The following is a 24,642-nucleotide window of genomic DNA, read 5'->3' on the forward strand; positions in this document are numbered from 1 at the left end:
CACGCTAAATTGAAAGCATGCAGCGCATCCTCATCCTCGGCTGTCCGGGCTCCGGAAAATCCACCTTGGCCAGAGAACTCGCCGAGCGAACAGGCCTTCCGCTGGTGCATCTGGATCAGATCTATTGGCGGCCGGGTTGGGTGGAGCCGTCCAAAGAAGAGTGGCACGCACAGCTTCCTGAGATCCTTGCTCGGCCTGCGTGGATCCTCGACGGCAACTATGGCGGATCGATCGCGCTGCGGCTGGAGGCGGCGGACACGGCCATCCTCCTCGATCGTCCGACGTGGCTCTGTCTCTTCCGGATCTTTCGCAGAAGTGTACTGACGTGGGGACGAATCCGTCCGGATATGGCCGAGGGATGTTCGGAGCGCTTCGATCTTCAGTTTTTCGCCTACGTTCTGAACTTCCGCAGAGCGAAGCTGCCGAAGGTCATGACCGGGTTAAGGGGATTCCACGGGCAGCACGTGGTGCTGCGTTCGAACGCGGAAGTGGAAGGTTTTCTCCGTTCGTCTTCGGCGCGATAAAGCCGCGCAAGAATGGGGCACAGGTTCTGGGCTGGCTATTTGTGGATCAACTCACGAAACTCAGCAGCCGGTAGCGGCTTACTGAAGAGGTATCCCTGGCCTTCTTCGCAGCCTTGCTTCTGTAGAAAATCTCTCTGCGTTTCGGTTTCGACACCTTCCGCGATCACGCGGTATTTGAGCCCCTTCGCCATGGCGATAATGGCGCATATCAGTGTGGAGTTCCTCGGATCTGCTGTAAGAAGATGGACGAACGATTTGTCGATCTTCAGCACATTGATCGCAAATTGATGCAGATAACTCAGGCTGGAGTAGCCAGTTCCAAAATCATCCACCGCCATGTGGATTCCCATGAGCTTCAGTTCATTGAGCACTGCGATTGAGGTCCTAAGATCCTTCAGAAGAATACCTTCGGTGAGCTCAAACTGAATGGACCGAGGGGTCAGCCCGGTCTCTGCGAGTGCGGCGCGGACGCCCTGAATGAAGTCTGTATCCCGCAGTTCGGCCTCAGAGACGTTGATGGAGATCGGTAAGACGACCCCGCTCGTCAACTCCCAGAGTCTCGCCTGCCTGCAGACTTCATGCAGCACCCAACGGCCTATGGGAATGATCAGGCCTCGATTCTCCGCAACTCGAATAAACTGGTCGGGCAGCAGGAGTCCGCGATGCGGTTCCTGCCAACGAATCAGCGCCTCGGCCCCCGTGATCTTCCCGGATTTGAGGTTTACCTTGGGTTGATAGTAGAGAAGGAACTCGTTCTGTTCTAACGCGCGGCGCAGGCCGGATTCGACAAACTGGCGTTCGATCGCCTGAAGCTTCATCTCGTCGCTGAAAAAATGCACCTGGTCGCGTCCATTCTCTTTGGCCTCATACATCGCCAGGTCCGCGTTCTGGATAAGGCTATTGGCGTCCTTTCCATCTCGGGGATAGATGCTGATTCCAATGGTGGCCGTAATTTGCAGCGTTACGTCGTCGAAGAGGAAGGGCTCACTCAACGCGGCGAGTATTTTTTTGGCGCTGATCTCGGAGTCGTTCTCCTCCTCGATCTCTGGCAACAAAACAATAAATTCATCCCCTCCATGGCGGCCCACAGTATCTGAGGCGCGCACGCTTGCCTGAAGCCGTTTTGCAACGGCTTGAAGGAGTTTGTCTCCAACGGCATGCCCTAAAGAATCGTTAATGGATTTGAAGTGGTCCAGGTCCACGAACATCACGGCAAACTTCTGTTTGTGCCGTTGTGCCGTCGTAATCGCATGAGAGATTCTGTCGTTCAGCAAAAGACGATTCGGCAGCGCCGTAACCGCATCGTGGTGCGCCGCGTACGTCATCTCGATGGTCATCGCGCGTGCCACGCTCACATCGTGAAACACGATAACGGCTCCGATGACTGCGCCGGAACGATCGTGAATCGGCGCTGAGGAATCTTCAATCGTTGCTTCTCCACCGCCCCTGCGAAGGAGAAGAGAGTTGGACGCAATACTGACCGCTCGATTCTGTTCAATGGCCTTCTTGAGAGGATCGGCCGCGGGCTGTCTGGTTTCTCCGTCGATAATCACGAAGACTTCGGCTAAGGGTTTGCCCAGGGCTTCGTCGCGCTTCCAGCCGGTCAGGGCTTCAGCCACAAGGTTCAAAAAAATAATCTTTCCCGAAAGATCCGTGCAGAGAACGGCGTCGCCAATAGAGTTCAGAGTGACAAGGGCGCGGTCTTTTTCCACATATAAGGCATCTTCAATGGATTTGCGTTCGACCGCGTTGCGTAAGGCACGTGGAAGCGAGTAACGGTCGATGTGATTCGGAAGGAGATAATCCTGTGCGCCGCACTCTACTGCTTCGACAGCAAGAGCTTCCTGATCTTCTTCGCCCAGAATGAGAATCGGCACGTTAGCGGCGACGTAGAGCAGACTCTTGACCGTTGCTATGCCCTGGCTATCCGGTAGAAACGGATTAAGCAGAATGGCTGCGACTTTAGCGTTGTCGCGACGCAATCGCTCAAGGCCTTCGCTGAGTTGAGCAACCTCCTCAAGTTCAAATAAGTCATCTCCCGAACTCGCAAGGGCAGTTCTGACTTTTTCAGAGAGAGCTGAATTTTCATTCATCAAAAGAACTTTTGTAGGCGAGCTCAGTTTCATGGGGCCTCGGTCTTAGAAATCACTACAGGCGCCTCGAGTAGTAGTGAGCTCATGATCTGATCGAAATAATATTTTGCAATCTGCCCGTAGAGATGTCGGACTTAGGAGTCATGTGCGTAGGGTGAACAGTATCCCGCGCGCGACTAACAAAGGGAATAACGTACGGCGTGTCTTCTGTGGCGGAATCATCTCGCCGGACAGTTATTCGTAACCCATAGAAATATCCCAATCCATAATTTAAAGTGCCAGGCCTAGCGTACTTACTTGCCGATCAAACTGCGAAACTCCGCTGGCGGCAGCGGTTTGCTCGAATAGGACAAACAAAGAAGATATTTTGGGTTTAATCAGATCTAGAAAATTTCATCAGATGGTGCGAAAACTCGATTGAGGACCTTCTATCCGCTCGCGGGTCTGCTGGACACACAGATCCGATAATCTCAGCCCCCGATCGGTAGAATCGACCCTCGTATCGGTCATTCATACAGGGCGATGGCGATCTAAAATGCGCGGACGTCGCCGAGCTGGGACCTTCCTGAAAATTCTGGTTTGTGCTCTTCTGCGGAACTCCACTCCGGCGAACAAAAAGCCGCGAAAGAATGGGGCACGTGGCGGCTTCTTGACACCGCGGAAAGTGCACCAGGATACTATAAAGAGTGCCTACTTCTGCCAATTCGTTTCGCCGACTTTGCACGGAGCGCGGCATCGCCGTGACGCAGCAGAGGCAGGTGCTCTACGAGACGATGCAGGCGATGGAGGGACATCCTTCTCCCGAAGAGGTTTACGCGCGGATGAAGCTGCGGATTCCTTCGGTTTCGCTGGCGACGGTCTATAAAAATATCCATCTTTTTGTGGCCAGCGGAGTCTTTCGCGAGATGAGCATGCATCACGGCACGTTGCGCGTGGAGATGAACCGCGAGGAGCACCACCACATGGTCTGCTCCGTCTGCCGTTCGATCTGCGACCTGGACGACAAGGACCTGACCCTGGAGCTTCCGCGTGAGCCGAAGATGGCCGGTGGGTTCCTGGTGGAGCGGTATGCGGTCGATGTGATCGGGATCTGTGCGGCTTGCCAGAGTGCAAATTCTGGTGCTGTTTCCGGTGCGCCGATTGAGGGCCAGCAACGTCCAACGGTTTAGATGAAAACCTCCAGGACGATCCTCCGAGTAGTGGCGCTCTGCATGGCGTGTGTTTCCGTTACGGCCCTGACGGGCTGCGATGGCTTCTTTTTCAAAGAGACGAGTACCAGCACTGGCACAAGCTCGGGAAACTACGTCTACGTAGCCAATCAGGGATCGACGACGCTGGCGGGTTTTCAGATCTCCACGGCGGGAGCGCTGACGGCGATCACGGGATCGCCCTTCTCCCTGCCTGCGGCCCCGATTACGGTGACGGTCTCCCGCGCGAATACTTATGTCTTTGTGGGTACGGCGCTGGGCATCTACGGCTATGCGATTGGGACGGGCGGCGTGTTGACGGCGCTGAACTCGGGTTCTGCGCTCGTTTCGACGCTCAGCGGTGTGCAGTGGCTGGAGACTTCTCCCGATGGGCAGTGGCTGTTGTCCCTGAACCAGGACGGTGTGACGATCAGTGAGTATTCGATTGCCGCGAGCACAGGGTTGCTGGCGCTGGCGCAGACGTATACGTATACGGGATTGAGTGGAATTGCATTGCCGAAGATGCTGCGCATCGCTCCCAATGGCGCGTCTGCGTTTGCGACGCTGGGGACGGGTGGGGAAGTGGCCTTCACGTTCAACACCTCCAACGGGCTTTTGACCCAGACCGGGGTTCTGAATCCGCCAAACCAGTCGAGCGATGCCGCGATTGCGATCGATTCGAACAGCGCCTTTTTATACCTGGTCCGCACGGGTACTTCGCAGGGGCTGAGCGTCTATACGATGGGAGCCAATGCATCCCTGACCTCAGTGGGGGCGACGTATACGACTGGTTCGGTGCCTGCTTCGGTGGCGATCGACCCAACGAACGCCTATGTGTACGTGGCGAACTCCGGCGATGGAACGATCAGCGGATATGGCTCGGCGACTCCGAGTCAGCTGTCGACGCTGAGCGGGTCTCCCTATAGTTCGGGGGGCGGCGTTTCGGCGATGGGCGTTGATTCCACTGGGAAGTGGCTGCTGGCGTCGGCGCAGTCGGGGTCGCCAGACCTCACACTGTATGGCTTTGACGCGACGAACCTGGGACGGATCTTTTCGGTGAGTTCGACGGCCACGGGTACAACGGCGATTGCTCTGGCGCTCACGCACTAGGATCTTCGGCCCTCCAGTCCAGGTGGCTTCAGTCGCTACAATGGACAGATGGGGCGGATCCGTGTTCTTTCCGATCAAGTAGCGAACCAGATTGCCGCGGGCGAGGTCGTGGAACGGCCTGCGTCCGTCGTCAAAGAGCTGCTGGAAAATGCGGTGGACGCGGGCGCGACGCGCATCCGGGTGGACGTCGAAGCCGGTGGCCGCAAACTAATTCGCATTGAAGACAATGGTTCCGGCATGGTGCGGGACGACGCGATGCTGGCCTTTGAGCGGCACGCGACCTCGAAGCTGCGGAACTCCGAGGATCTGCTGTCGATCTCCACGCTGGGGTTTCGCGGAGAAGCGCTGCCTTCCATCGCATCTGTAGCGCGTGTGGAGATGGAGACGCGGGCGGCGGAGGACGAGGTCGGCACGCGGATCGAAATCAGCGGCGGCAATATGCTGCGTGTAGAAGATATCGGGCGTCCGGTAGGGACGACGCTTGCGATTCGCGACCTGTTCTTCAATACTCCCGCGCGCAAGAAGTTCATGAAGAGCGAATCGACGGAGCTAAGCCACGTGGCGGCGTTGGTGACACACTACGCTCTGGCGCATCCGGAGAAGCACTTCGAACTGCACACGACGACGCATGCTCTGCTGGTGGCCCCCGCGGTTCGGGATGCAGGCGAGCGGCTCTTTCAGATCTTCGGTGCGGAGACGCACAAGGCGATGATTCCCGCTGTGGCGGAGGTGGATTTCTCGCGTGTCGGTGTACCGGAGCCCCCACCGTGGAAGCGGGGTGAGGACTATGAAGCGCCCGCGCCGGGATTCCTGCGCGTGCACGGGTTTGTCTCGAAGCCGGAGCTGCAGAAGCTCAATCGCAACTCGATGTACTTCTTTGTGAATGGCCGCCAGGTGCGGGACAAGCTGATCCTGCACGCCATGGGTGAGGCCTATCGGAATGTGATCCCACCGACGAGCTTTCCCGTCGTTCTGCTCTTTCTGGAGATGCCTCCGCAGGAGGTGGATGTCAACGTGCATCCTGCCAAGACCGAGGTGCGCTTTCGGCAGAGCGCGTTTGTCCATGATTTTGTACGAGATACGGTGCGGAATGCCGTGATGAAGGCGCGTCCGGTGGCAAGTTTTGCCATGGCGCTGGAGACGGCTCCGCGCGCGAGCGAGAGTCTGCTGCTGGATGTCGGCGCGATGAGCGTGGGCACCGTGCCGTGGAGCGAAGCGCTCCCGGTGAATGGCGACAGGCAAATTTCGCAGAGCGAAAGAATTAGGGCCGGAGATGCCGAAGAATTTTCGCTCCGCGAAATTCAACTCCCGGCGATGCCGGTCAGGCTGGATTTCTCCGCTTCGCCTGCGATCTCTCCCTCGATTGCAGGACTGAACGCGGAACAGGTCGCCGAAGAGATGCGCGCTGCGGAAGAGACGCCCGTTACGCTGAACGCGCTGGCGAACCTGCGGCCTCTCGGACAGTTAAAGGAGTCCTTCATCCTGGCGGTGAACGAAGAAGGGTTGTGGATCGTCGACCAGCATGTGGCGCACGAGCGCGTGCTCTTCGAAAAGATCTTGAAAGCGCGGCAGGTGGAGCATGTGCAGCGGCAGCGGTTGTTGATGCCACTTCTGATCGATCTGCTGCCGGAACAGATGGCGGCGTTTGCAGTGATGGCCGAAGAGTTGGAGCGGAATGGCTTTGAAGCGGAGCCCTTCGGGCCGCGCACGCTGGCGGTAAAGGCGGCACCGGTGGGTTTGGAGGGTCGGCATCTGGAGCTGACCCTGGGCGAAGTTCTGCAGGTGGACGAGCGCGAGCGGCAGGCGGAAAACACTGAGGCGCGGCGGATGCGCGTGGCGGCATCCATCGCCTGCCACGCTGCGATCAAAGTAAATATGCCCCTGGAACCGGAAAAGATCGCCTGGTTGCTCGAAGAATTGGGCAAAACGGAGAATCCTATGAGTTGCCCGCACGGCAGACCCATCGCCTTGAGGTATTCTCATAAGGACATCCAACGCGCGTTTCAGCGCATTTAAATACGAGCAGGCCCCAAAGCCTGCATCTCTGGCCGAAGTTCCGTTGCGGGTTGTCTCCGCGATGGCCGGCGAAGACCGAAGAAGGACACCCCCCATGAGCACGAATGAGACGTTTACGCCGCGGCAATTATCAGCCGCGCGCAAAGCCCTGTGGCATCAGGACGGAACCGCACTGTTGACCCAGGTTTCCGCACGCGAGTGGCTGGAACAGGCTGGCCTGGTTCCCTACATGCCCCACACGCAGCAGTTTCCCGGACCCTCGCCGAGCTTTGTCGAAGCGATCCTGGGACGCCCCGAGATCGGTCATCGCGTTCCCTATATCGATGAAAACGCAGAAGTAGCCGCTCCGTCCGAGGATGAAGCCCTGGCTGTCGAAGCCGAAGAGGCACAGGAAGACGAGCTGGAAGAGGGCGACACCTCCGCCACCGACTCCGAGATTATGGTCGTCGCAGAAGACGAGGCCGAAGAGGATGAGGGCGACGAGATTGCTGAAGTCGATGCGATCCACGCCGCGGCGGAAGAAGCCGCCGTTGAGCCTGTGAAGTCCGAGCCGGTGATGCAGATCGTCAGCGGATTTACGGCAGAGCAGAAAGAAGAAGCGCGCCGCATGCTGGCGAGACTCGTAGCTGAGGGCGCGGCAGTTCCGTTGAACCTGCTGGGCGGACCGGGCGAGCTGCCGGACTTTGTCTGCTCGGCGCAGGCGTTCTCGTTTGTCTACACGCTGCGTGGCGACAAGGGCTGGAAGCTGGCGCCTTCGACCTCGGGTGCTCTGCGGGTTTCGCAGCTGGCCCTGCATGCATGGGAGATTTTGAAGGAAAAGGGACCGCTGACGGCGATGGGGCTTGTGCCTGAGCTGGGACGTGAGGTCACAGAGGCTGCGGTTCTCCGCGCCATGACCGAACTCTGGGCGATCCAGCGCGTCATTCCTCTACCGCAGACGGATGGTTCCGCAACGGTTTGGGAGCTGGTAACGGGCAAGTTCATTCGTCACCTCAAGGCTGGGTCGAACGCCGGTCAACCGACGGCGTTGAGCGCTCTGCTCTCGCTCTACTTGGGACAGGTGGTTGCGGCAACGACGGAAGAGATGGAAGTCTTCCTCTCTCCGCTGGCGGCGCGTTCGCGCATCCGCGAGATCGTCGGCGGCCTGGGTGCGACCCAGCAGCTCGACGAAATTGTTCTGGAAGGAAAGACCCTGCACTATATCGCGGGCGATCTTCCCGAGTTCCCCGACGTGATGGAGCCGGTCATGGCTCCGGCTGCACAGCAGTTCTCTCGCTACGAACCTCGGGAAAAGGTGGTCTACCCCGTACGCAAGCCTGCGGGTGCACGTGCCGCTACCGAGGGTAACTTCGCCAACAAGCGCAGCGGTCCACGCAGCGACTCCGAGCGTCGTCCGTTTGTCCGTCGCGATGGCGCAGAGGGTGACGCACCCAAGCGCGAGTACACGAAGCCCTGGAACGACGACCGTTCCGCCGCTCCGCGTAAACCCTGGACACCGCGTGAAGGCGGAGATCGCAAGCCCTATGCACCTCGTCCTTCCTTCGGAGCAGGTGGTGGCGACCGTCCTGCGTTCAGCGACCGTAAGCCTTATGCACCCCGTGAGGGTGGCGAACGCCGTCCTTACTCGCCGCGTCCGTCCTTTGGCGGATCGAGCGATGGTGGCGAGCGCAAGTCCTTCGGTGACCGCAAGCCTTATGCGCCCCGTGAAGGCGGCGACCGCAAACCTTACGCACCTCGTCCCACCTTTGGTGGATCGAGCGATGGTGGCGAGCGTCGTCCTTACTCTCCTCGTCCTTCGTTTGGTGGATCGGGTGGCGGAGAGCGCAAGCCCTTTACGCCTCGCGACGGCGGCGAACGCCGTCCGTATTCCCCACGACCTTCGTTTGGCGGTTCCCGTGAAGGTGGCGAGCGTCCTGCGTTTGGCGACCGTAAGCCGTTTACACCACGGGAGGGCGGAGAGCGTCGTCCTTACACGCCTCGTCCTTCGTTCGGTGGATCGGGCGGCGGCGAGCGCAAGCCCTTTACTCCCCGCGATGGTGGCGAACGCCGTCCGTATTCGCCTCGCCCGTCGTTTGGCGGATCGAGCGATGGTGGCGAGCGCAAGCCTTACGGCGACCGCAAGCCGTTCACGCCGCGTGAGGGTGGAGACCGCAAGCCTTACTCCCCACGACCATCGTTCGGTGGATCGAGCGAGGGTGGCGAGCGTCGTCCCTACTCGCCTCGTCCTTCCTATGGCGGTTCGGGTGGTGGGGAGCGCAAGCCGTTCACTCCCCGCGAGGGTGGCGATCGTAAGCCTTACTCGCCGCGTCCTTCCTTCGGCGGATCGGGTGGCGGTGGAGAGCGTACGCCGTATGCTCGCAAGCCCTTTACACCCCGTGAAGGCGGAGGCGGCGGCGATTTCGAGAAGCGTTCCTTCGTGAAGAAGAGCTTCGGTGAGGGTCAGGACCGGTCTCCCAAGGCATTTGGCGAGCGCAAGTTCGCGGCGAAGAAGTTCGGCGGCAAGCCGGGCGGATTCGCGAAGAAGAGCGGATCGTTTGGAGCACGCAGCGGGGCACCGAAGAGGCGTCCTGAATGAGCTCTGGCGTTGAGCAGAAACGCGTAAAAGTAGTTGCTATCGATGGGCCCGCCGGTGCTGGAAAAAGCACCGTCGCGGCCCATCTGGCGCGTACGTTCGGTTTATTGAACCTGGAGACAGGAGCGATGTATCGCGCCCTGGCGCTGAAGGTCTCCCGCAAGGGCGTGAATCCAGACGATGCTGCCGCAGTGACCGGCGTGACGACGGGTACGAAGATCGTTCTAGAGCCGTCCGAGGCAGGGAATCGTGTCCTGCTGGACGGAGAAGATGTGACCACCCAGTTGCGTGCGCCGGAGGTGACGGCGTTGGCTTCGCGCGTCAGCGTTCACGCCGAGGTGCGGCGCTGGATGGTGGCGGAACAAAGGTCGATGGCTCTGGCTTCAGGCCGGGGAGTTGTGATGGAAGGCCGCGATATCGGGACAGAGGTCTTTCCCGATGCGATCGTGAAGATCTTTCTGGACGCTTCTGCGGAGATGCGCGGCGAGCGTCGGTTTGAGCAGAACCCTGTGGTCTCGCTGGACGAGACGGTTCGCGAAATGAAAAACCGCGACGCGCGCGATCGGAGCAGGACGGAATCTCCTCTGCGCCCGGCAGAGGATGCCGTGGTCGTCGATACGACGGGGATGAAGCTGGACGAGGTCATGGCGCGGGTGGACGACTTGGTGCGTGTCGCTTTTAGCCGTTAGCACAGGAATCGGTTCCAAATAGAGACGGCTGCGTCGAATTACGAAATAGGCCCAAGTTTTCCACGCATATTTTTTGAATCGTGCTAAGCTTACCGCAATCGATTGGAACAACTGGATTTTTTGCACAGTTTTTAGGTCAAAGCCATTTGTATTCAACGGCATACTCGCTCTGAAGGACTGCAAGATGGAACAGGGAACAGTGAAGTGGTTCAACGACGCTAAAGGATTTGGATTCGTCAGCCGGGCCAATGGTGAAGACGTTTTCGTGCATTATTCCGCGATCACCTCGAGTGGCTTCAAGAGCCTCCAGGAGGGTCAGGCAGTTCAATTCAACGTGGTCAAGGGTCCGAAGGGCTGGCAGGCTTCGGATGTACAGCCTCTGTAGACACTTCCAACCTGTTCCTGCGCTTCTTTAGAAGCAAAGGGACTTTTTTGACTAAAGGGCGACCTCGAGGTCGTCCTTTGTCGTTGTGGTTAAAGACGCCGCTCGCTGATTCGCTCGTTACACTGGTTCTTGCATGACAGCCGGAGTTGACGTGGCCTTAAGATTTGTTCCGCGCCGGTGGGTGGCGTTTCTGATGGTCGTGGGGGCGGCGACGGTTTTTGTTGCGCCGTTCGCGCATGCACCCTCGCAGCAGGTCGCTTCGGTCAGCTATGTGGCAGGATGCGACAACCGGATCGCGTCCATGGGCCTGGCGCTGTTAAGCCTGACGGTGATGGCGCTGGTGTGGCGTCTTTTTACCCCGGCAGAAATCCCCGGCGAGGGCCGCAGGCTACCCCCGGCGCTGGTGTTCTGGTCGATGGCGTTCACCGTGGTCTTTACACTGACCCTGGGCTGGGCCATCCATCGATCGGACGTGCGCTTCGCGGAGTCGAACTACTTTCTGAACCGCATCCAGAACATCCTCGATTTCCGGATGAAGATCTATCGCGATCTTGAGTTCCCTTATGGACCCATGCTGCTGTATCCGTCGGTATGGATGTACCGTCTGTTTGCGCCGCTGGGGATGTCGGTCGTGACGGCTTACTTCGCAACGCTGGCCGTCATGAACGTGGCGGGCATAGCGATGGTGGCCTACCTGGTCAATCGGTTGCCCATGCTCTATCGGTGGCGCGTCCTTCTCTTTGCAGCCTGCGTTTTGCTGCAGACGAATACTCTGGCCGGGCCGAATTACTCACTGTACAAGTTTGCGCTACCCTTTGCGGGAATGGTGTGGGCGTCTCGCAGGGGAGGATATTGGACGCAGTTTGGCGCGTTTGTTCTGGCGGAGCTCAGTGTTCTGCTCGTGTCTCCCGAACTTGGCGTGGGCATGACGGTGGGCGTAATGACCTATGCTGCTGTGCGTTTCTTCCGAGGCCAGAGAAGGGCGGCGGTGTTGCTCCTCGCTCCTGTAGCAGCGGTGGTCTTATTTCTGGCAGGGTTCGGGCGCGCGTTTCTGGACCGGTTGGGGCAGGCCTCCAATGGAGCTCTAAATCTAATTCCAGAGCCGAGTCCGCATCTCTTTGTCTTCATCTTCGCCATTGTCTTTCTAGTGCCCGTGATGATCGGGTGGATGTTGCGCGGGCGGGCGGAGAGCGCCGCTCTGATGGCTGGAGTCTATCTACTGTCGATGGGCATGCTTCCTGGAGCTCTGGGACGATGCGATCCGTTGCATGTCTTCTTTTATGGATTTGGATTTTTCGTCTTGACCTTCGTAGCGATTGGGGCCTATAGCCGAAGAGCGCAGGCGGTTTGGGCAACTGTCTTCGTTCTCTTTGCGGTGCAGGTTCAGGCAACGAACCTGAAGGTGGCTCAGCCTTCGCTGCGCGCGTTATCGCATGGCCACGGAGCGGATGATTCCTCCGAAATCAGTGAACTGCGTGCCGTTACGGGGGGAACCCCGATCAGTACGCCGGAGATCTACGCTGTGCCGGTGCGGTTGGAAGAGCAGATGCGCGCCGAGGGAATGTTCGTCCCGGACTACTACCCTGGCTTGGCGGAGGTATGGGATGCCGCGGGGGAGAAGCGGGCCATTGCTGCGATGCGGAGTGAGCGTTGGGCTCTGGTCGCAAACAACGATGGAACTTTCTCCGAGACCTTGCCGAATACGCCGATCAAGCTGGTGATGCGCTTTGGGTACCGGTACAAGGCAAGGCATACGCCGTTTGAACTGGGCACGTTGCTGCACGAAGAGCTGCGTACTCGATGGACTCCGGTGAAGACATTTGGTGGGTTGACGCTTTATCGCCAGCTGCCGTGATCAGGGTTGCGGTGTGGGCGGGGGCGTCGCGGCGTCCGGTGCAGGGTCGGGAACCTCGGTCACGCCCGGAAGAATTTTGCCTGAGCTTTGGAATTTGCGGTAGTCGTAGAAGGTCGCGTGGCCGCGGCCTTCGTAATGCACCAGCAGAAGGACACGGACGGAGCCCTGGCCGCTGATCTTTGCGGGCAGCCAGACTTCGTTGTTTACGAAGGTTGTCTCGTAGCTGAAGCTGGAGTCTTTGCGGACGTTGGCGACCAGACCGCCACCGACTTTGAAGTTGTCGAGAAAGTGGCCTTCGGCGCGGACGAGGTTGCGCGTCTTTTCATCGACCCATACGGTGCCGACGAGATCCTTGAAGACGGCTTCGAAGGAGGTACGGGACTTGGCTTTCTTGTCGCCCGCGTAGTCGACTACGATCGTCGGGCGATCTCGGTAGATCTGGCGACGCGGGTTGGAGAAGGTGCCGAGTTCGAGGATGCGTGCCGCGGAGAGCATCTCGTCGCCGCGTGCGTTCGTGGCCTTGCCTTCGGAGGCGGCTTTGGCACGCTTCTCCTTTTCTTTGGTAATTTCTTTTTCTACGCGTTCGTCTTCCTTCTCTTTTTCCTTGTCGGTGAGCGGCTTGCCGTTTTTCTCGATCATGCGTTCGACGAGGGCTCCCTGGGTGAAGAGGATTTCGCGCACGGAGGACTCTGTCTTCTTCACACGACCGTTGCTGTCGGTCTCTTCTGTGACAGAGGCTGCGCGATAGGTATATTTCTTCCGCAGTTCATCGGAAGCGCGCTGATTTTTTTCCACATCGTGCATGAGGGTGGAGATGTCTGGCAGCGGTGCGCTAAGGTCGACTGCCTCTGTGGCTTCTACCTGCTTTTTTTCTTCGGGCACGGACGAGGGCTGCTGCGCGCACAGAATGCAGGACAGGGCAAGCAGAGCAGCGGCTGTGGAACGCATCATACGGTCAACTATATAGAGGGTGTTTTTACAGAGGCGACAGCAGCTATGCTGGAGCTACCGAAAAAAGAGGAGGATGGATGCATTTTCTGATTGGTTTGCTGGTGAGCGCCATCGGTCTGCTGGTGGCGGCGTATCTTCTGCCTGGGATCGAAGTAGCGGATTTCACGTCGGCGTTGTGGGCCGCGTTTGTCATCGCAGTGCTGAATGTAACGCTGGGATGGTTGTTGAGCCTCGTGGTCTTTCCGTTGACGTGGCTGCTGCCAAACCTGATTTATTTTCTGATCGACGCGCTGATGATTTATTTCGTAGGTCGAATCCTCAAGGGCTTCAGGGTGAAGGACTATACGTCGGCACTGCTGGCTGCGCTGGTGTTGACGGTATTACATTTCCTGCTCGGCGCGTAAATCGTGCGTCGATTGATTGTGCATCCAAGGTAGTTCATGAACCCTGAAGTTGGAGCGGAAACGCCGGTCGAGCCGGTGAAGATCGGGCCGATCGGTGCGATCGCGGCAGACCGGAGCGGATTTGCGCCACTGCGCCTGCCGCTGTTTCGCAATCGGTGGATTGCGTCGACGGTAAGCGGCATCGGCACGTGGATGCAGGACACCGCAGGCACGTGGCTGATGACGGCCCTCACGGGGTCTCCGTTGCTGATCGCGCTGATGCAGACGGCGGCGAGCGCGCCGGTATTAATATTGGGACTCTTCGCGGGCGCAACTGCGGACATCTTCGAGCGTCGTCGGCTGCTGATCTTCTGGCAGATGTGGCAGCTCGTGGTGGTAGCCCTGCTGGCGGTGCTGGCGCTGTTCGGTGTGATCGGACCGTACATGCTGTTGGGGCTGACGTTCCTGATGAACATCGGTTCGGCGATGAACAATCCCGCGTGGCAGGCCATTGTTCCGGAGCTTGTGCCGCGCGAGCAACTGCCTGATGCCGTGGCGCTGGCGAGCGCGAGTAATAATCTGGCGCGCGCCGTGGGACCTGCCCTGGGCGGCTTGATGGTGGCGGGGTTCGTGAAGGCCTCCACCGGTGCGGGATGGGTGTTTGCACTGAACGCCGGATCCTTCATCGCGGTGGTGTGGGTGCTGTACATCTGGAAGCGTACGCCGCTCTTCAAGAGCGCTCTTCCGGCTGAACGGATCAAAGGCTCGGTGGAGACGGGGCTGCGCTATCTGCGGTACTCGCCGCCATTACAGGCGGTGTTTGCGCGGGCGTTTATCTTCACGTTTTTCGTGAGTGCAGTGTGGAGTCTGCTGGCGATTGTTGCGGCGCGCGATCTGAAGCAGGGGCCGATGGGATACGGCATCCTGAATGGTTCGCTGGGTTTTGGTGCGGTGGTGGCGGCGGTGTTGCTGGCCAAGGTACGCGCGCGTTGGAAGGCCGATCAGATTCTGATTGCGTCCAGCGTGATGTACGTGGGAACACTTGCGGTCCTGGCGTTTGCGCATCACGCGTGGCTGGTGATCGTGTTCCTGATGGCAGGCGGATTTGCATGGACATGCACGATGTCCACGTTGAATACTTCGGTTCAGCTGCTTGCTCCCGGATGGGTGAGCGCGCGCGCGCTGGGCATGTACCAGATGGTTTTTCAGGGTGGGCTCGCCCTGGGAAGCATCCTGTGGGGCGCGGTGGCGGAGCATAGTTCGACCACCGCGGCGCTGGCGGCGAGTGCTCTGGGCCTGGCGATTTCGATTCCTTTCACCACGCGGCTGCACGTGATGCGTGGAAAGATTCCAGACCATACGCCGTATCACTGGCGCAGCCCCGTGCCGCATCTGCAGAATGAGCCGGAGCCGGAGGACGGCCCGGTCCGTGTGCTTATCGATTATCGTGTGCCAGTGGACAAGTACGAGGAGTTTGTCGTGGCCATTCATAAGCTCCGCGCGGCGCGGCTCAGGTCGGGAGCGATTCGTTGGGGTGTCTTCCGCGATGCAAACGATCCGGAGAAGCTGGAAGAGACCTTTGTGATGGAGTCGTGGCTGGAGTATCTGCGTTCGCGCGAGCGTATGACGGAGGGCGATTTCACGCTGGTGCAGAAAGCTGTGTCGTTCCATGCAGGAAAAGAATCGCCGCATGTGACGCATCAGGTGTATGCGAAAGAACGTGCGCATACTGTGTAGCTCTGTTCTACGATTGCTAACGTCTAAGGGGTGGAGAGAAACTATCCTCATGGATTTACGCAATGACCGTGTTTTTTATGACCTGCTCGCAGAGAGTTTTGAACGGCTCACCCATCAGCCGTTAGTACTGCAAGAGATCAGTCCAGACGATGCGCCGCGGTGGCTTTATGAGGACGCTCCGTTCGGTATTCTCGCGCACAATACCGCGGCGGACCCTGTCTTTGTTTACGGCAATAAGACGGCCCAGAAGCGCTTCGAGTATTCGTGGGAAGAGTTGACGGCTCTGCCTTCGCGTTTGTCTGCCGAAGCTCCCGAGCGCAGCGAGCGACAGAGGTTTCTTGAGGAAGTGCAGCAACATGGATTTGTTGCGAACTATCGGGGCATTCGTATTGCAAAGTCCGGCAAGCGATTCTGGATTGAAGATGCGATCGTCTGGCAGCTCACGGATGCCGACGGGGTTTATCGAGGACAGGCAGCGTTTTTGCCGCGCACGTTGGACGTGTAAGGCAAACTACCAGCCCTCAAGAACCGTCTTTCCAATCGATCTGCCAGACTCCTGTTTCGTGTGGGCCTTCTTGAGGTTCTCCGCGTTGATGGTGCCGAGGTTTTCGGTCATCGTGGTCTTCAGCGTGCCAAGGTCGATCAGACGCGCGACCTCCGTGAGAATGTCGTGCTGGCGGAGGATGTCGGGCGTCTCCCAGTAGGAACGGGCGAACATGAACTCCCAGTGCATGGAGCCGCATTTGCGCTTGAGGGGGCGGATATCGACGGGGTTCTTCGGGTCGTCGATGAGACCGATCTTCCCCTGCGGTGCGAGCACCTCCACGATGGCGGGATACTGCTGGTCGGTGCCGGTGAGCAGAGCGATGTTGGTGACCTCCGGGATCTGCAGCTCTTCCATCTGCTGCTTGATCGGCCAGTTGTGATCGATGACGTAGTGCGCGCCGAGCTTGCGGCACCACTCCTGCGTCTCGGGCCGCGATGCGGTCGCGATGACGCCGAGCGGTGTGAGACGACGCGCCAGCTGGATCAGCATGGATCCGACTCCGCCTGCGCCACCGAGGATGAGGAGATCGCCACGGCAGGGCTCGCCGTAGGCTTTGCGGGGATCGACGTTCCAGCGGTCGAAAAGAAGTTCGTATGCGGTAAGCGCTGTGAGCGGAACGGCGGCGGCCTCCGCGAAGGAGAGCGTCTTCGGTTTGTGCGCGACGATGCGCTCATCGACCGTATGAAACTCCGCATTGGCGCCCTGGCGCGCGATGCAACCGGCGTAGAAGACTTCGTCGCCGACTTTGAACATGGAGACGAGCGGACCAATGGCGGTGACGATTCCAGCCGCGTCCCAGCCGAGGACTTTGAACTCTTTGCCTTCGTCTGGTTTGCTCTTGGCGCGGACCTTGGTGTCCACGGGATTGACGCTGATGGCTTTGACCTGCACGAGGATGTCGCGGTCGCGCGGCGTAGGCTTCTCGATCTCAAGGTCTTCGAGGGAGAGCGGCTCTTCGATGGGCAGGGGTTCGCGGTAGCCAACAGCTTTCATGTCTTGGATGGTAAACGACAGAAGGCGGAGGTGTTTGATCTTTGGTTTGTGTGTGCTGGCGGAAAGGGTGAATGGCGAGGAGCCTGGTGTATTGCGCAAGCCCCTCGCCGAGGGAGACGGAGAGGGGTTTTAGAACTTGTACGAGACGGCGAAGGCGGGTCGCGCGCGCGCCTGCAGATCGACACCAGACGCAATACGACCGGGGCCCTGGAGCATGCCGAAGTCGACATTCAAACGGAGCTTGGCGCTCGGGAGGACGCGTACGGCGTAGACCAGGGTGGTTGGCGTCACCGCTCCAGGAAGGTCCTGGAGATGATTGGGCTGCTGTGAGGCCTCGGCTGCAAGAATGACCGTGCTCTTTGCGGGACCGTGCAAGACGAAGGCCACGGAGCCGAATCCGAGTGCGGCCCACTCCGGAGCGTTGCCGGCGAGACCGAAGAGCTGTGCGTTGCTGCCGCGGATGCCGCCGGTGATGAGGATGGGAACTGGTTTGAACTGGGTGATGGTTTTGCTGGCCGCCAAGTAGATGTCGCCGTTGGTCGTGTCCTTTTTCAGGAGCGCACCGCCGACGTTCCGAACCTGTGAGCGGACGTTGAAGCCCAGCGAAACGGCCGGTACCCATTTTTTCTTCCAGCTGTTCTCCTTGAGGAGTGCTCCCTTTCCGTGAAAGGTATTGAAGCCATCGGTCCAGAGAGGACTGAGTGCAGCATTGCTTCCTGCAGCGTGGATGGTGCGTGTGTATCCAAACTCCACGCGGTTGGCGAAGCCACTGGTGATCGAGATCTGGCTGAAGGTGCCGAGCACGCTGCCGCCGTTGAGGTAGTGATAGGCGACGGTCGGCAGAGCGACCTTTCGCTCCGGGGAAGCCGCAGTGTAGGCGAGGGGCGTAACAAAGACGCCGGTGCTGCCTTCCCAACCGAGTTGCTGGGCACGACCGATGGAAGTGCCTGCAAGGATGAGGGCAAAGATTGCTAAGGAGATGGTTCTTGCTCGTGTGGATCTCATCATGATGTGCTCCCATTGTTGGAGATGAGCAGACGCAGCGGCCAGCTTACGAACTTCAAGCTGCGCGTCAGCGATTGACGCGTTCCGTGCGCTCTCCAGAGGAGCGCCTCTTGTTCCAACAGGCCGTCAGGGTGCATCCCTGGAAAGTGATTGCGAACTGCTCAACACTCTTTGTGAATTCAAAAATCGCTCTATTAAGAGCAACGCTAATTCATGGCTCGGGTGTGTTCGGTGACGGTGGTCACGGGTCACGCGAGAGCAAGTGTTCTGTCCGTCATTCGACTAGGCGGAAGGTACAGAGCAAGCATCATCGCTCTTCGATCATGACGCTTCCCGATAGGTCCTTTTCGAGAATCCACCATCGACCCTCGCGGTGCGCCTTCATTGGAGTGCCACCGACTCGCACTTCGCTCGAACCTTCCAGCGCAGGCAACTCTACCTTGGCAGTCATCCCACTTGGCAGGGTGAGTGCGAGGGTGAAGTGCTTGTCTCGCTTCCATCTCACTGACATCTCGCCGTGCGGGGTTGGCATGCGGCCTTCAGCGCTGGTCAGAGTTCCCGGATGTGGTTGAATCAGCGCTCTGCCCCACCCTGGCGTCAATGGCCGTGCGCCCAGCACGAAGCGTGGCAAAAGGTTCGCCGGAGCCGCTCCCCAGGCATGGTTCGTGTCCTGATTCGGTTTGTACTTCAAGTCCCAGGCTTCCCACGTAATCGTCGCGTCGCTGTCTACCATGTGACGCCAACTGCGATCTCCCGGGGCTGTGATCAAGGCAAGCGCGTCCGCGTCTTCGCCATTTTCGAAGAGAGCTTCCAGCAGATATTGTGCCGCGTAGACCGACCCCGCCATGCCGCGCGCGACAAGCCACTGAGCCACCTTCGGTCGCTCGTTGGAGGGTACGAGCCCAAAGGCCAGGGGAAAAAGATTTGCATGGAGCGAAGCATGCTCTGTTCCGACTCCATCACGATAGAGTCCCTGCACTGGATCAAAGAGCTTCTCTTGAAAGGTAGACTGCGCCGTTCTCTTTTGCTCCAGAAACTTCGCTGCCTCCTTTGCCTTTCCCTGCGCTTCGGCCAGTTGGCTCATCTCTTCCAGGGCGCGTAGATGGAAGGCGTTGACCACCGTATTGACGCTGGTAAAGACGTAGCCGTCGCGCTCGTGGATCGGCCAGTCTACGATATCTGCGTGACTGATCAACTGCGGCGTGCTCATCACCAATCCATCGGTGCTGACACGCTCCTCAAGCAGCTTGGTCTTGAGTTCCTCATAATGCGCTGCCAGCCAGACTGTGTCGCCCGTTTGCATCCAGTCGGCGTAGGCCATGAAGATCATCTGCGGGGCCCACTCGGAGGGCCATGTCGGAAACTTCATCAGGCGTTCGAAGGTGGCTCGCGCCATGCGTGGATCGGCGTCTCCGGCGTAGTAGCTTAGCTGCGTCAGATAGGCGTCCGCTTCATAGGCCAGCCGCTCCCGATCCCCATCCACAAAGACCCCGGCAAAGGTCGTCGCCTTGATGGAGTAGTGGCAGAGGTCCCAGACCCTATCCAGCATGGGGTCAGAGGAGTGAAACGTTGCAGCATCGTCGACCCATGTACTGTCGAAGACGGCACGGCGGCTGATCTCATCCGCGCGCAGTTCTCGCGGCCAGCCCAGCACCTCCACCCAGCGAAAGGGCATCAGCACTCCCCAGGATGGCGGAGTCAACACTGCAGGAGCCGTTGTATTCCGCGCATCCACTGGAGGGGCGACAATCATCGTCGTAGCCTGGTGCGTCGCAACTTTCACCTCGGCATAACGCACGGAGCCGGGCGGGTGCGTATCCACGCGACCATCTTTCAACGCCTCGCCAAAGCGGACCTCAACAGCCTTTGAGACAGTCGAATGCACGGGCGTGAGCGAAAGGTTTCCAAACGCGACACGGCCAAAGTCCACCAGGAACACTCCCGGCGCGATTTTGCGGATTGCTACCGGTGTCTGCTCTACCAGATGGGTCGGCGCAACATCCTGCCCCACCGCCGAGAGCAGGGTCACCCCAAACATCACCGCGCTTCGATACCACTTCCCCATACTTGCTCCCTGAATTCTGCGCTGTGACTAAGAAGCAAGAAACGCCCTATACGGTCATCTTCAAAAGGGGAGAACAAAGGGGCAAGTTAATTTACTGGAAGGTCACAGCTCTCTTTACTGTAAGAACGCGCGATCGACCAAAGTAAGCCTCGGTTATCGTATGCGTACCTGCGGATCCAAAGGAGCCGCAGGTACGCATACCTTCAAGCAGGGAAGTACTCCATCTTTTCGAGATCGGAGATCAGTCCGGGACCCGTCGGATGCCAGTCCAGTCGTTCCTGGGTCAGCGCGCTGGACGCTGGCATGTCGAAAGCGGCGAACTGCGCCAGCCAACCGAAGTGAGCTGGAGCTTCCTCCGGAGACAGGCTGACCACCGGCACCTTCAGGCCTCGGCCAATGACCTCGGCGATGTCCCGATTCGCTACTCCTTCTTCGGCGACCGCGTGATACCGGCTACCTGCCTGGCGCTTCTCGAACGCCAGCCTGTAAAGACGGGCAGCATCGAGAATGTGCACCGCTGGCCAGCGATTCAGACCGTCACCGATATACGCTGATACACCCTTTTCGCGGGCTATCGCGACCGAATAGGTAATGAGGCCCTGTTTCACCGGGTCGTGGACCTGAGGGAGACGCACCACTGAAACGTTGACTCCGCGTTCCAGCATCGACGCGCCTGCGAGTTCGGAAGCTTTACGAGGATTCGGGTGGTTGGGGTTGAAGTGGTCTTCGGTCGCGGGTTGGCCGGGAGCCTCGTTTCCCATGCCGGTCCCGGAGGTGATGACCAGAGGGCGGTCGGAGCCAAGAAGCACGGAGCCCATCGCCTCAATCGCGCGCTGGTCATTCTCGCAGTTCTCCATGAACTTCGAGAAGTCGTGATTGAAGCCGCAGTGGATGACGCCGTCGGAGTTGGCCGCTCCGCTGCGCAGGCTTTCCAGGTCTTCGAGATTGCCGCGATGCACCTCGGCTCCGGCAGCGAGGAGAGCCTGAGCACCCGCCTCCGAACGTGTGAGACCGAGTACCTGATGGCCCGCCTGGAGGAGCTCCGGAATGAGGGCGGAACCGATAAAGCCGGTGGCGCCGGTGAGAAAGATACGCATGATGAATTCTCCTTTTACTTCAGTTGAGGTCTGGATCGTTTTCTCTTTGCCGATGAGAGGTCGCACTCGCGCCCTGTGCTTAGGTAGATGGAATCCGGCCGGCATACGATCTACACTGAAAGTCCGCATTTCTGGTTCGATCGTCCGGAGGGTTTATGGATCCACTCTCAGATGTGTTGTCGTTGTTGAAGCCGCAGAGTTATGGCGCGGGTGGCTTCGCGGTGGATGGAGACATGTCCATCCAATGGCCGAAACACACGGGCATCAAGTGCTATGCCGTGGTCTCCGGCCAGTGCTGGCTCTCCGTGGAAGGCGTTCCCGAACCTGTGCTCCTGAAGGCCGGGGACTGTTTCCTTCTGCCGCGTGGCTTGCCCTTCTGCCTTACGACCGATCTGTCCCTCACGCCGATGGACTTTCACACGTTTCTCGCGGAGCGGAAATTTGAGAGCACAGTCCCCTGCAGGGAAGGGAGTGAGTGGTACATCGTCGGCGGCTACTTCGTCCTCACCGGCAGCCACGCCGACATCCTGCTAAAGTTTCTGCCACCCATCGTGCATATCCGGAAAGAGTCGGACAAGGCGACGATGCGTTGGTCACTGGAACGCATGAAGGAGGAAGTGCGCAATCCGCAGCCAGGCAGCTCTTTGATGGCACAGCAACTTGCCTACATGATGCTGGTGCAAGCTCTGCGGCTGCACCTGGCTGAGGGGGCAAAAGGTGGCGTCGGCTGGCTCTTCGCTCTGGCAGATCAACAGATGCGCACGGCCATCACCTGCATGCACGACGATCCGGGGCATCCGTGGACACTGCAGAACTTGGCGGAGCGTGTCGGCATGTCGCGTTCGGTCTTCGCTTTGCGGTTCAAAGCGACGGTCGGGACCACACCGATGGAGTACCTGACCCGTTGGCGGATGTTGCTGGCTGGCGACAAGTTAAAGCATTCCGACGATGCTATCTCCGTGATTGCCTCGTCCCTTGGCTACGAATCCGACAGTGCCTTTGGGAAAGCCTTCCGAAGGATCATGGGCTGTTCGCCAAGGCAACACAGCCGGGGAAGCATACCCCCAACGCACACTTCCAGCACGATAGAAACCAGCTACCGCGATCCCAGGGAACTGGCCGCTATTGGGGGCCCTTTCGAGCGGCATACAAATAACTCATAACAGAGCAATTCCAATTTGGGCGCACTCTACTGCGGAGAAATCGCGGGACGAGGGAATAAATCGCAGCCGTGGCTGTCGTTATCACACAGAGGCACGGTTGCTTGATTCTGCCTCATTCCCAAGTTTCAAGGAAACAGGAGGCGTTATGCGCGCGATCAAATATCTGAGCCCTTCCCTAAGAGTGTTAGCCGCAGCGATTGCTTTTTGCGGAATTCCTTCATGCTCTTATGCCCAAACATCGATACCCTGGACGGTCACCTATAGCAACGCTTTAGAAGATAATGGCCCCCTGACCTCAGACTTCGATAACTTCAACCAGCAGACTTTACGCCAGTTGTTTCGCACCAATATCGGTGGCACCGCCGTCCGCGTTGAACTCTCGAATCTTTTTGGCAGTCAGCCCTTTGTCGTGGCCGATGTCCACGTAGCCATAGGGATTCTGAATGCAGATGGCTCGCCTTCGTCATCCACCGTTCCAGGCACGGACCATACCTTGACCTTCAGCGGTGCAAGCACGGTAACGATTCCCGCCGGCCAATCGGTCTTGAGCGACGGAGTCGCCTTTAATTTGCCTGCGAACGCTGAGGTGATGACCAGCATTTATTTTCCCCAGGGCATTCCCGCGGGGATAGACTTGGCATTCAACAATGATGGCAGGGGACCTCTGTTGTTTCTGGCCCACGGAGACGTGAGCGCGGACACTAGCATCTCTCCCTATTTTCAGAGCACCAATCCCTTTATTCTTACAAGCATCCAGGTCCAAAATGCACAATCCCTGGGAACCGTGGTTGCTTTTGGCGCTTCCATCACGGCGGGTGACCAGGCCACCTACGATCACGGGTGGGTGCTCGATCTTGCCCAACGCCTGAGCGCCGCTGGACTGCCGGTCGGCTTGGCGAATAAAGGCATCAGCGGCAATGGCGTAATCGGTGGGGCTGGACCTCAAGCTGGCGACCGCTTTATGCGTGACGTTCTGCAGGTGCCGAATGCCAAAGCGGTCATCTTTTCTGATGACATCATCAATAGCCTTGGTGGCCCGAATCCTCCCACCTTCGATGCAATTATTGCTACCGTCACGCCCCTGATCCAACAGGCACATGCAAAGGGCCTTAAATTTTGGTGCTCTACTCTTACACCGAATGGAGGACGTCCTGCCACGGATTGGACTCCCGCAGCGGAAGCGGTTCGCGAGCAGGTGAATGCCTTCTATCTGAATCCTGCCAATGGTTGTGACGCTATTATCGACCAGGCAAAGGCCACGCAGGATCCTGCGATGCCCTTGCGGTACTTCCCAGCATTCGATTTCGGAGACCATCTGCATCCCAACGATGCAGGGCACGTAGCCATTGCCAACGCGGTCAACCTCGGCCTCTTTACTCCCACGGGCGTTCCGCCCATCACCCCGCCGTCCACGTGCGGAAAATTTCTTTCGGGGGAAGGGATGATCCACGATCAGCCACTTTTTTCCTGCAATGGTCAGAACGAACTCTATTTTCAAGGTGACTCAAACCTCATTTTGTATAACAACAACACTGAGGTTTTCTCCACCAGGACGGAGGGCCACAACCCAGGCGTGGCTACCTTGTTGGCGGACGGCAATTTCGTCGTCACGGACGCGGCCGGCAAAATCCTCTTTTCTACGAACACTGCGGGGGGTGCGGCGGGCGGACAGGCGCTTGTCGTAGAGGATGACGGGAATCTGAACCTTTACTCGAATGCGGCGGGTACAGGCACACCGATCTGGTCTTCCAACACTGGAGCTTCTGCTAAAGCTCCGAGAAAGCTCCTTACGTATTGAATGGACCGCGAACCTGGTTTGAGTTCGGTCCTCTGCTGTAGGTCAACGAGACCGAGCTTGTAACTAGGCATTACGGATCTGTCTCCGGAAGTGTTATCGCCAGAGAGAAACGATCAACCCGCCAGTCACGATCAGTGTGCCTCCCACCAAAACAGGAAGCGTAGGAGTGGCGCGGAAGAAGAGGTAGTTCGTTACCTGGAAGACGACGAATAGCGTTGCGATGTACATCCCCGTGACGGCTGCGAACTCAACGGGAGCCAGATTGAGAGAAGTGCCGTAGGCCGTGAGCAGTGCGCCTCCAAAGACGAAGAGAGCAATGCGTATCGGCAGCGAGGGATGATGCAATGCAACGCGCAGAACGGCATCCCCGGTTGCTTCGAGGATGGTTGCGGCGAGTACGAAGAGGAAGATCTTCATGGTAGGGCTCTCTTCTTAAAGTAGAAACCCTCGGCAGTTTCTGCCGAGGGTTTCC

At 58.6% G+C, this 24,642-nt stretch carries 20 protein-coding genes; 13 read left to right on the forward strand and 7 right to left on the reverse strand.

The window, feature by feature from the left end:
• The first annotated feature begins 17 nt into the window (after nucleotides 1-17).
• On the forward strand, nucleotides 18-524 hold the full coding sequence (locus ACIPR4_RS03060) for an AAA family ATPase (RefSeq protein WP_013567183.1): 507 nt from the start codon (nucleotides 18-20) through the stop codon (nucleotides 522-524).
• 35 nt (nucleotides 525-559) lie between these two features.
• On the opposite strand, the gene ACIPR4_RS03065 is transcribed toward ACIPR4_RS03060, so the two are convergent.
• Complete coding sequence (locus tag ACIPR4_RS03065; protein WP_245536439.1) at nucleotides 560-2,617, reverse strand: putative bifunctional diguanylate cyclase/phosphodiesterase; 2,058 nt, start codon at nucleotides 2,615-2,617, stop codon at nucleotides 560-562.
• Nucleotides 2,618-3,303: 686 nt separating this feature from the next.
• On the opposite strand from ACIPR4_RS03065, the gene ACIPR4_RS03070 reads away from it, so the two are divergent.
• The 7 genes from ACIPR4_RS03070 to ACIPR4_RS03105 all read left to right on the forward strand — a co-directional run bounded on the left by ACIPR4_RS03070 (nucleotide 3,304) and on the right by ACIPR4_RS03105 (nucleotide 12,431).
• Nucleotides 3,304-3,786, forward strand: coding sequence for a Fur family transcriptional regulator (locus ACIPR4_RS03070; protein ID WP_013567185.1), 483 nt, complete (start codon nucleotides 3,304-3,306; stop codon nucleotides 3,784-3,786).
• Nucleotides 3,787-4,914, forward strand: a complete 1,128-nt coding sequence (locus ACIPR4_RS03075) for a lactonase family protein (RefSeq protein ID WP_013567186.1) — start codon at nucleotides 3,787-3,789, stop codon at nucleotides 4,912-4,914.
• Between the two features lie 48 nt (nucleotides 4,915-4,962).
• Complete coding sequence (gene mutL, locus ACIPR4_RS03080; protein ID WP_013567187.1) at nucleotides 4,963-6,930, forward strand: DNA mismatch repair endonuclease MutL; 1,968 nt, start codon at nucleotides 4,963-4,965, stop codon at nucleotides 6,928-6,930.
• A 94-nt stretch (nucleotides 6,931-7,024) separates the two neighbouring features.
• Complete coding sequence (locus tag ACIPR4_RS21385; protein ID WP_013567188.1) at nucleotides 7,025-9,505, forward strand: hypothetical protein; 2,481 nt, start codon at nucleotides 7,025-7,027, stop codon at nucleotides 9,503-9,505.
• Nucleotides 9,502-10,191 carry a (d)CMP kinase gene (gene cmk / locus ACIPR4_RS03095; RefSeq protein ID WP_013567189.1) on the forward strand — a complete coding sequence of 230 codons (690 nt, stop codon included), beginning with the start codon at nucleotides 9,502-9,504 and terminating at the stop codon, nucleotides 10,189-10,191. The genes ACIPR4_RS21385 and cmk overlap by 4 nt, the downstream gene beginning before the upstream one ends.
• 184 nt (nucleotides 10,192-10,375) lie before the next feature.
• On the forward strand, nucleotides 10,376-10,576 hold the full coding sequence (locus tag ACIPR4_RS03100; RefSeq protein ID WP_013567190.1) for a cold-shock protein: 201 nt from the start codon (nucleotides 10,376-10,378) through the stop codon (nucleotides 10,574-10,576).
• A gap of 151 nt (nucleotides 10,577-10,727) precedes the next feature.
• The gene (locus tag ACIPR4_RS03105; RefSeq protein WP_013567191.1) at nucleotides 10,728-12,431 is read left to right on the forward strand and encodes a hypothetical protein; all 1,704 of its coding nucleotides are present in this window, start codon (nucleotides 10,728-10,730) and stop codon (nucleotides 12,429-12,431) included.
• Here the strand turns inward: ACIPR4_RS03105 and ACIPR4_RS03110 are convergent, their stop codons facing one another.
• The gene (locus ACIPR4_RS03110) at nucleotides 12,432-13,382 is read right to left on the reverse strand and encodes a hypothetical protein (protein WP_013567192.1); all 951 of its coding nucleotides are present in this window, start codon (nucleotides 13,380-13,382) and stop codon (nucleotides 12,432-12,434) included.
• 77 nt (nucleotides 13,383-13,459) lie between these two features.
• Here ACIPR4_RS03110 and ACIPR4_RS03115 point away from each other — a divergent pair, with 77 nt between their 5' ends.
• From ACIPR4_RS03115 to ACIPR4_RS03125, 3 genes are read left to right on the forward strand one after another with little or no spacing between them, the layout of a single operon-like run.
• On the forward strand, nucleotides 13,460-13,786 hold the full coding sequence (locus ACIPR4_RS03115; protein ID WP_013567193.1) for a phage holin family protein: 327 nt from the start codon (nucleotides 13,460-13,462) through the stop codon (nucleotides 13,784-13,786).
• A 36-nt stretch (nucleotides 13,787-13,822) separates the two neighbouring features.
• The gene (locus tag ACIPR4_RS03120; RefSeq protein ID WP_013567194.1) at nucleotides 13,823-15,502 is read left to right on the forward strand and encodes an MFS transporter; all 1,680 of its coding nucleotides are present in this window, start codon (nucleotides 13,823-13,825) and stop codon (nucleotides 15,500-15,502) included.
• A gap of 49 nt (nucleotides 15,503-15,551) precedes the next feature.
• Nucleotides 15,552-16,007 (forward strand): MEKHLA domain-containing protein, encoded by a 456-nt coding sequence (locus ACIPR4_RS03125; RefSeq protein ID WP_013567195.1) that lies wholly within the window; start codon nucleotides 15,552-15,554, stop codon nucleotides 16,005-16,007.
• A gap of 6 nt (nucleotides 16,008-16,013) precedes the next feature.
• Here the strand turns inward: ACIPR4_RS03125 and ACIPR4_RS03130 are convergent, their stop codons facing one another.
• The 4 genes from ACIPR4_RS03130 to ACIPR4_RS03145 form a co-directional block, all read right to left on the reverse strand.
• The gene (locus ACIPR4_RS03130) at nucleotides 16,014-17,042 is read right to left on the reverse strand and encodes a zinc-binding alcohol dehydrogenase family protein (RefSeq protein ID WP_013567196.1); all 1,029 of its coding nucleotides are present in this window, start codon (nucleotides 17,040-17,042) and stop codon (nucleotides 16,014-16,016) included.
• Between the two features lie 129 nt (nucleotides 17,043-17,171).
• Complete coding sequence (locus tag ACIPR4_RS03135; RefSeq protein ID WP_013567197.1) at nucleotides 17,172-18,050, reverse strand: DUF3034 family protein; 879 nt, start codon at nucleotides 18,048-18,050, stop codon at nucleotides 17,172-17,174.
• Between the two features lie 304 nt (nucleotides 18,051-18,354).
• Complete coding sequence (locus ACIPR4_RS03140) at nucleotides 18,355-20,112, reverse strand: family 78 glycoside hydrolase catalytic domain (RefSeq protein WP_013567198.1); 1,758 nt, start codon at nucleotides 20,110-20,112, stop codon at nucleotides 18,355-18,357.
• Nucleotides 20,113-20,315: 203 nt separating this feature from the next.
• A complete protein-coding gene (locus ACIPR4_RS03145; RefSeq protein ID WP_013567199.1) occupies nucleotides 20,316-21,209 on the reverse strand; it encodes an SDR family oxidoreductase in 894 nt (297 codons plus the stop codon).
• Nucleotides 21,210-21,364: 155 nt separating this feature from the next.
• Here ACIPR4_RS03145 and ACIPR4_RS03150 point away from each other — a divergent pair, with 155 nt between their 5' ends.
• Both ACIPR4_RS03150 and ACIPR4_RS03155 read left to right on the forward strand, forming a co-directional pair.
• Nucleotides 21,365-22,372: an AraC family transcriptional regulator gene (locus tag ACIPR4_RS03150; protein WP_013567200.1), complete on the forward strand. Its 1,008-nt coding sequence runs from the start codon at nucleotides 21,365-21,367 to the stop codon at nucleotides 22,370-22,372.
• 145 nt (nucleotides 22,373-22,517) lie between these two features.
• Complete coding sequence (locus ACIPR4_RS03155; protein ID WP_013567201.1) at nucleotides 22,518-24,170, forward strand: GDSL-type esterase/lipase family protein; 1,653 nt, start codon at nucleotides 22,518-22,520, stop codon at nucleotides 24,168-24,170.
• Between the two features lie 93 nt (nucleotides 24,171-24,263).
• Here the strand turns inward: ACIPR4_RS03155 and ACIPR4_RS03160 are convergent, their stop codons facing one another.
• Nucleotides 24,264-24,587: a hypothetical protein gene (locus ACIPR4_RS03160; RefSeq protein WP_013567202.1), complete on the reverse strand. Its 324-nt coding sequence runs from the start codon at nucleotides 24,585-24,587 to the stop codon at nucleotides 24,264-24,266.
• Nucleotides 24,588-24,642: the final 55 nt, after the last annotated feature.

Source organism: Terriglobus saanensis SP1PR4 (assembly GCF_000179915.2).
Taxonomy (GTDB): Bacteria; Acidobacteriota; Terriglobia; order Terriglobales; family Acidobacteriaceae; genus Terriglobus; species Terriglobus saanensis.

Excerpts from the sequence above, each read along its gene's own strand:
- mutL (WP_013567187.1), top strand. The coding sequence starts at position 4,963 with ATGGGGCGGATCCGTGTTCTTTCCGATCAAGTAGCGAACCAGATTGCC.
- ACIPR4_RS03125 (WP_013567195.1), top strand. The coding sequence starts at position 15,552 with ATGGATTTACGCAATGACCGTGTTTTTTATGACCTGCTCGCAGAGAGT.
- ACIPR4_RS03135 (WP_013567197.1), bottom strand. The coding sequence starts at position 18,050 with ATGATGAGATCCACACGAGCAAGAACCATCTCCTTAGCAATCTTTGCC.
- ACIPR4_RS03100 (WP_013567190.1), top strand. The coding sequence starts at position 10,376 with ATGGAACAGGGAACAGTGAAGTGGTTCAACGACGCTAAAGGATTTGGA.
- ACIPR4_RS03145 (WP_013567199.1), bottom strand. The coding sequence starts at position 21,209 with ATGCGTATCTTTCTCACCGGCGCCACCGGCTTTATCGGTTCCGCCCTC.
- ACIPR4_RS03065 (WP_245536439.1), bottom strand. The coding sequence starts at position 2,617 with ATGAATGAAAATTCAGCTCTCTCTGAAAAAGTCAGAACTGCCCTTGCG.
- ACIPR4_RS03155 (WP_013567201.1), top strand. The coding sequence starts at position 22,518 with ATGCGCGCGATCAAATATCTGAGCCCTTCCCTAAGAGTGTTAGCCGCA.
- cmk (WP_013567189.1), top strand. The coding sequence starts at position 9,502 with ATGAGCTCTGGCGTTGAGCAGAAACGCGTAAAAGTAGTTGCTATCGAT.
- ACIPR4_RS03075 (WP_013567186.1), top strand. The coding sequence starts at position 3,787 with ATGAAAACCTCCAGGACGATCCTCCGAGTAGTGGCGCTCTGCATGGCG.
- ACIPR4_RS03140 (WP_013567198.1), bottom strand. The coding sequence starts at position 20,112 with ATGGGGAAGTGGTATCGAAGCGCGGTGATGTTTGGGGTGACCCTGCTC.
- ACIPR4_RS03060 (WP_013567183.1), top strand. The coding sequence starts at position 18 with ATGCAGCGCATCCTCATCCTCGGCTGTCCGGGCTCCGGAAAATCCACC.
- ACIPR4_RS21385 (WP_013567188.1), top strand. The coding sequence starts at position 7,025 with ATGAGCACGAATGAGACGTTTACGCCGCGGCAATTATCAGCCGCGCGC.
- ACIPR4_RS03130 (WP_013567196.1), bottom strand. The coding sequence starts at position 17,042 with ATGAAAGCTGTTGGCTACCGCGAACCCCTGCCCATCGAAGAGCCGCTC.
- ACIPR4_RS03150 (WP_013567200.1), top strand. The coding sequence starts at position 21,365 with ATGGATCCACTCTCAGATGTGTTGTCGTTGTTGAAGCCGCAGAGTTAT.
- ACIPR4_RS03160 (WP_013567202.1), bottom strand. The coding sequence starts at position 24,587 with ATGAAGATCTTCCTCTTCGTACTCGCCGCAACCATCCTCGAAGCAACC.
- ACIPR4_RS03115 (WP_013567193.1), top strand. The coding sequence starts at position 13,460 with ATGCATTTTCTGATTGGTTTGCTGGTGAGCGCCATCGGTCTGCTGGTG.
- ACIPR4_RS03110 (WP_013567192.1), bottom strand. The coding sequence starts at position 13,382 with ATGATGCGTTCCACAGCCGCTGCTCTGCTTGCCCTGTCCTGCATTCTG.
- ACIPR4_RS03120 (WP_013567194.1), top strand. The coding sequence starts at position 13,823 with ATGAACCCTGAAGTTGGAGCGGAAACGCCGGTCGAGCCGGTGAAGATC.